4 protein-coding genes and 1 pseudogene are annotated in these 6,518 nt (G+C 55.8%); all 5 read left to right on the forward strand.

Going from position 1 to position 6,518, the window contains the following annotated elements:
* Positions 1–80 precede the first annotated feature (80 nt).
* Positions 81–857, forward strand: coding sequence for a DeoR/GlpR family DNA-binding transcription regulator (locus AC19YT_RS24710; protein WP_500611187.1), 777 nt, complete (start codon positions 81–83; stop codon positions 855–857).
* A 1-nt stretch (position 858) separates the two neighbouring features.
* Positions 859–2,691, forward strand: coding sequence for a glutamine--fructose-6-phosphate transaminase (isomerizing) (gene glmS, locus AC19YT_RS24715; protein ID WP_500611188.1), 1,833 nt, complete (start codon positions 859–861; stop codon positions 2,689–2,691).
* A gap of 281 nt (positions 2,692–2,972) precedes the next feature.
* Positions 2,973–3,830, forward strand: a complete 858-nt coding sequence (locus AC19YT_RS24720; RefSeq protein WP_050682849.1) for a TnsA endonuclease N-terminal domain-containing protein — start codon at positions 2,973–2,975, stop codon at positions 3,828–3,830.
* Positions 3,827–5,992, forward strand: a complete 2,166-nt coding sequence (locus AC19YT_RS24725; RefSeq protein ID WP_050682850.1) for a TnsB C-terminal domain-containing protein — start codon at positions 3,827–3,829, stop codon at positions 5,990–5,992. Before AC19YT_RS24720 ends, AC19YT_RS24725 begins: the two co-directional genes overlap by 4 nt.
* A pseudogene (locus tag AC19YT_RS24730) lies at positions 5,992–6,393 on the forward strand (ATP-binding protein); the annotation flags it as partial. The gene AC19YT_RS24725 and the pseudogene AC19YT_RS24730, both read left to right, overlap by 1 nt.
* Between the last annotated feature and the right edge of the window lie 125 nt (positions 6,394–6,518).

The raw sequence follows: 6,518 nt of genomic DNA on the forward strand, positions 1-6,518 counted from the left end.
TTCCATCGCCCGCTTGACGATTCCGACTCGATAGGTTTTGATTGCCTTCGTTATCTTTCGAAACGAAACATATCAGCGCCATGTCGAAACGAAATACACCCCAGCGTCGTCACAACATCCTCGCCTTGCTCAATGAGCAAGGCGAAGTCAGTGTGGACGAATTAGCCAAGCGTTTCGAAACGTCCGAAGTGACGATCCGTAAGGATCTCGCCGCCCTTGAGAGCAATGGTCTGTTGCTGCGCCGCTATGGCGGTGCCATCACCCTGCCTTCGGAACTGGTCAGTGACCTGGCCCAACCCGTTTCTCCGATCAAGCAAGCCATCGCCCGGGCCGCCGTGACGCGGATCCGCGAGCATGCGCGGATCATCATCGACAGCGGCAGCACCACGGCGGCCATGATCCCCGAGCTGGGCCAGCAACCTGGCCTGGTGGTGATGACCAACTCCCTGCATGTGGCCAATGCCTTGAGCGAGCTCGAGCACGAGCCCGTGCTGTTGATGACCGGCGGTACTTGGGACCCTCATTCCGAGTCGTTCCAGGGCCAGGTGGCGGAGCAGGTTTTGCGCTCCTATGACTTCGATCAGTTGTTCATCGGCGCCGACGGCATCGACCTGGTACGCGGCACTACCACCTTCAATGAATTGCTCGGCCTTAGCCGGGTAATGGCCGAGGTGGCCCGGGAAGTGATCGTGATGGTCGAGTCCGACAAGGTCGGGCGCAAGATTCCTAACCTGGAACTGCCCTGGAGCAGCGTCCATACCCTTATTACTGATGATCGCCTGGCCCCCCAGGTTCGCGATCAGATTCAGGCCCGCGGCATCAACGTGATCTGCGCGGCTACCAGCCAGGAGAAATAACATGTGTGGAATTGTCGGCGCGGTCGCTGAACGAAACGTCACCGCCATTCTTGTCGAAGGCCTCAAGCGCCTGGAATACCGCGGCTATGACAGCGCTGGCGTGGCAGTCATCACCCAGGACGGCAGCCTCGAACGCGCCCGCCGCCCGGGCAAGGTCAGCGAACTGGAGCAAGCCCTGGCCGAAGCGCCGTTGGTTGGCCGCCTCGGCATCGCTCACACCCGTTGGGCAACCCACGGCGCACCGTGCGAACGCAATGCCCACCCGCATTTTTCCGGCGACCTGGCGGTGGTGCACAACGGCATCATCGAAAACCACGAAGCCCTGCGCGAGCAACTCAAGGCCCAGGGCTATGTGTTTACTTCGGATACCGACACCGAAGTCATCGCCCACCTGCTCAACCACAAGCTCAAGGACCTCGGCGACCTGACCGTCGCACTTAAAGCCACGGTCAAGGAACTCCATGGCGCGTATGGCCTGGCGGTTATCAGTGCACAGCAACCCGATCGCGTCGTGGCGGCCCGCAGCGGCAGCCCTCTGGTGATTGGCCTGGGCATGGGCGAGAACTTCCTCGCCTCCGACCAACTGGCCCTGCGCCAGGTCACTGACCGCTTCATGTACCTGGAAGAGGGCGACATCGCCGACATTCGCCGCGAAAGCGTGCAGATCTGGGACGTTAACGGTGTAGCGGTCGAGCGCGAGACGGTGCAGTACCGCGACGGTGCTGAAGCGGCCGACAAGGGCGAGTTCCGCCACTTCATGCTCAAGGAAATCCACGAGCAACCGGCTGTGGTGCAGCGCACCCTGGAAGGTCGCCTGAGCCAGAACCAGGTGCTGGTCCAGGCCTTTGGCCCGCAAGCGGCCGAGTTGTTCGCCAAGGTCCGCAATGTGCAGATCGTCGCGTGCGGCACCAGCTATCACGCGGGGATGGTCGCCCGTTATTGGCTCGAAGAACTGGCGGGTATCCCGTGCCAAGTCGAAGTCGCCAGCGAGTTCCGCTACCGCAAAGTGGTGGTGCAGCCCGACACCTTGTTCGTGACCATTTCCCAGTCGGGCGAAACCGCCGACACCTTGGCGGCGCTGCGTAACGCCAAGGAGCTGGGTTTTCTCGCCAGCCTGGCGATCTGCAACGTGGGCATCAGCTCATTGGTGCGCGAATCCGACCTGACGCTGCTGACTCAGGCCGGCCGCGAAATAGGCGTAGCCTCGACCAAAGCCTTCACCACTCAACTGGTGGGCCTGTTGCTGCTGACCCTGTCCTTGGGCCAGGTGCGCGGTACCTTGGCGGCGGGAGTGGAAGCCGAATTGGTGGAAGAATTGCGTCGCTTACCGGCACGCCTAGGCGAAGCCCTGGCCATGGACGCCACCGTGGGAAAAATTGCCGAGCTGTTCGCCGAGAAGAATCACACCCTGTTCCTGGGCCGTGGCGCGCAATTCCCGGTGGCCATGGAGGGGGCGCTCAAACTCAAGGAAATCTCCTATATCCACGCCGAAGCCTACCCGGCCGGTGAGCTCAAGCACGGCCCCTTGGCCCTTGTGGATAACGACATGCCGGTGGTTACCGTGGCGCCGAACAACGAGCTGCTGGAGAAGCTCAAGTCCAACTTGCAGGAAGTACGCGCCCGCGGCGGCCAACTGATCGTGTTCGCCGATGAACACGCCGGCATGAGCAACGGCGAAGGCACCCATGTGGTGAACATGCCGCACATCCACGACGTGCTGTCGCCGATCCTGTTCACCATCCCGCTGCAATTGCTCTCGTACTACGTGGCGGTGCTCAAGGGCACAGACGTTGACCAACCGCGCAACCTGGCGAAATCGGTCACTGTGGAGTGACTTATCCACAGGGCGGTGGCGGTGCTGGCTTCTAACAATAAAGATTGACACAAAACAATAAAGGTTGACACGACACAACAAAGATTGACACAAAGCCTAAACCCCCGTAAATACGGGGGTTTTCATTTCCGGGCTGAGCCATCGGTCTAGAATTTCCGCTTCGTTTCTCTCCGGGAGTAGGCTAAAAAGCGCTATGCCATCGGCAGATGGTGAACGATTTTTTCCTATAACTATTTTTTCAGAGCGAGGAGAGGCGATCCCGGCGGACGAAGGAGGAAGCATTGCGCGGTCGTAGGTTTTCGTCAGAGACAGACATTCAACGACACATTACGAATGGATTCGGTAGCGGAGCTGGTGCCAGTTATCTGCCGTGGCTGCGCGTCCAAGATGTGCCTTCCAGAGGACGCTCCCACAAGATCCAAGGTGTGAAGATCGATCGCCTCCATCACCTCTTTTCTGACCTAGAACGCGCCTATTTTTTGGTATGTGAGTTCTCGGAAAATGTTGTGGATATACGCGAGCAGTATCCATTGCTGCCGCGAGAAAGTGCTCAAGCAATCGCTAGCTCTATCGGAGTGCGATACCCCAAGTATCCGAAGACAGTGCTTCCTTACGTTATGACCACGGATTTTTTATTAACAATAAAAAAGTCCGATGGCAGCTTTAAATCCGTAGCCCGAACAATCAAATACCGCAGCGACCTCGAAGGAAAACAAGCCAGGAGAACGCTGGAAAAACTTGAGGTCGAAAAGCGTTTCTGGGCCGGTCAACACGTTGATTGGGCCATTGTAACTGAAGAAATGTTCAGTCCCGATTTGATCAAGAATTTAGGCTTGCTCAGGAAGTTCGCTCAGCTGCCGCGCGCCTTGGCAGAGCCCTCATTACACTCAGATTTTCTGGAGCATTTAGCTAACTGCCGTCCGTACCCGTGGAGTACTGCTGAAAGTCTGCGAAAGATTGCCGCACGTTTATTTATCTCCTATCAAGATTCTCGGGCTTTATATCATCACCTGATATGGGCCAAGTCGATCAAGGTAGATTTGGTTGGTACTCCCATTCAAATGACTGCACCACTACCAGCCTTTGAAATTATCGAAAGCCCAATAAAAATTTCACTGGCAGCGGAGGGCTTATCATGAAAGTCCAAGTCAATGATATTTTTGAACCGGTCACTGAGTTTTCCGTCGTGCCTGGCATCGTTAGGGTCTTGTATCTCAATGAGCGATACGATGCGGTAGTTTTGATCCAATTAACAGACTCGCCACGCCAACCGATTGGTTTGGGCTTGGAAGAGCTTCGCGGCTCCGTCATAGCAGGCGATACGAAGCCAGCCAAGATTGTTACGCCTGAGTTTCTCTTAGTGCTAGAGGATGACCTGGATGAGAAAAAGAAGCGGGAAAGGGATGAAAAGTGGAACATCATCGCGCCCCTGATCGACTCAGATTACCCAGGTCAGATATTTGCTCCCGGTGAGATGGGGCGAATGGTGGGCGCTAGAGCTGTTGAGCTTGGAATGCAGCGCAAGAGTATCTATCGACTTCTGTACCGTTACTGGATCAATGGCCAGGTTCGAAATGCGCTCTTGAAAAACTACGCAGGCGTCGGAGTTCCTGAGCGCAAGTATGATCCCGCAAAACCGCCTGGCAGGAAACCACGATACCAAGGTATTGCCGTTTCGCCGACCAAGCTTATTGATGCCGTGGATAAGCGCTGTATCCGTATCGGTTACTCGTTATTTGTGGGGGATCAGACTTCTACGATAACCAACGCCTATGTCGAGATGCTTAGGAGGTTCTACACAGCGAAAGACTTGTCGAAAAATCCAGAATCGGGTGGTCGCCTCTTACCTGATTCGGAAATTCCTTCCTTCAGGCAGTTCGATTATTGGGGAAAGCAATATTTCGACGAAGTTGAAACTGAACGTGGGCGTAAGGGAATGCGGAACTGGCTAAAAGATTGCCGCCCCCTTTCTGGAACCGTGCGTGACTGGCTTCGCGGCCCCTGCCATCAGTTTGAGATCGATGCCACCATTGCCGACATTTATCTCGTAAACGGCTACTCCAGACGGATGCTCATTGGACGGCCGGTGGTGTACGTCGTTATCGATAGCTTCTCCGGCATGATCGTCGGTCTCTACATCGGGTTGGAGGGGCCGAGCTGGAACGGAGCCAGGCAAGCGCTGTTCAACGCTTTCACTTCGAAGGTTCAGTTTTGCGCTACCAACGGGGTCACAATCGGTCCCGAGGAATGGGCTTGTCACCACCTCCCACATCACATCTACGCTGATCGAGGCGAAATGTTGGGGAAAGCAGCTGAAGGTCTTGCCACTGGCCTGAATATCGAGCTGGGAATCGCTCCGCCTTACCGGCCGGACTGGAAGTCGATGGTGGAGAGTCGGTTCGGTATCCTGAACGATTTGACGGGCATCAGGTGGCTACCAGGTGGCGTAGCGGCTAGGGAGAAGGAGCGTGGCGAGCGAGATTACCGACTCGACGCGACGCTGAGCATGAAAGAGTTCACTAAGATCATCATCCAGTGTGTCCTTCACTATAACCGCTTCAACCGGCAGCCCGACAGGCTCACTCAAGAGATGATGAACGACGGTGTCGACCCGACGCCGGTAGGTATTTGGACTTGGGCGTTGGAAAATGGCCACGTCGAACCAAACAATCATCCCGACGAGCTGGTCTATCTACATTTGCTTCCGCGCGAGCAAGCAACGGTGCAAAAGGGTGGTGTGCTATTCCGAGGGATGCACTATGTCTGTGATGTAGCGATCGAGAACAACTGGTTTGCGAAAGCCCGTAGCCGCGGGGTTTGGTCTATAGAGTGTTGGTATGATCCAAATTCCGCGGCACATATTTGGATCCGGGGCGACAACAAACAGTTCATCCGTTGCGATTTGCGTAAGTCCGATCACAAGTATGCTGATTATCGATCCGATGAAATTTTCGACCTGCTCGAAGCTTACCGCCAGGCTCCACCGGCTCATAAGCGCGCTGAGTTGGAGAGTCGGATTTCGCTTCTAGAGGAGGTTAATCAAATCGTCAGTGGTGCGATGGCTGAGCGAAAAGAAGAGCCAGTCCCTGCGACCAAGGCCGAGATGATTGGAAATATTCGTGAGAACCGCGCTGTTGAACGCCTCAAGGAGCGGGAGACCGCCCATGTGCCAGAGGGTGTGAGGATTGACCCGCCTGGGCAAAAGGCAGAGACCGCCCCAGAACGCTCGGAGAACTTTGCCGGCCCTCGCAGCGCTCAGGTCATCGATATGCTCAAACGACTCCGCCCAGGACAAAACTAATGAAAGGCGCCCAAGTTTTCGCAAGCTACACCAAGCAGGCGATAGCGGACTACGCGGGAAATCCGCTCATCGAAGCGCTGCCACCTATCTTCTCAGAAGAGGTAGCAATCCAACTGATCTCGAATTTTCCCCGTCCTGTTGATCCAGAAGAGCTCGCCCTTGACCGTTCGACTCGGATCCACTGTATCGACCGGTTGAGGACGGTGGTTCAGCCTCTGTTGGTCCATATTGATCTGGAGTCCGTATTTTCATTGCTGGTTCGACGAGGGTACGTCGGACGCAACCCGACCTCTCCAGACACTGTCAGACATCTACACTCGCTTTCGGGTGCACAGCGCTACCACGATGGATTCAAGTCGACTGCCGAAACGTTCAGTCTGGTTGGCCTTAGTGGCATTGGTGTTGGCGCTGATTGAAAACTGACCCACCCTGCCGATTGAAAATTGACCCAGGGCGGATTGCTGATTTTGGCATCAGCAATTGTGGATAAGCTTAGCAGTCGTGTCCCGGTGGAAGAGGCATTAAA

This window comes from Pseudomonas sp. MF08875, from assembly GCF_059862525.1.

Excerpts from the sequence above, each read along its gene's own strand:
- AC19YT_RS24710 (WP_500611187.1), top strand. The coding sequence starts at position 81 with ATGTCGAAACGAAATACACCCCAGCGTCGTCACAACATCCTCGCCTTG.
- AC19YT_RS24725 (WP_050682850.1), top strand. The coding sequence starts at position 3,827 with ATGAAAGTCCAAGTCAATGATATTTTTGAACCGGTCACTGAGTTTTCC.
- glmS (WP_500611188.1), top strand. The coding sequence starts at position 859 with ATGTGTGGAATTGTCGGCGCGGTCGCTGAACGAAACGTCACCGCCATT.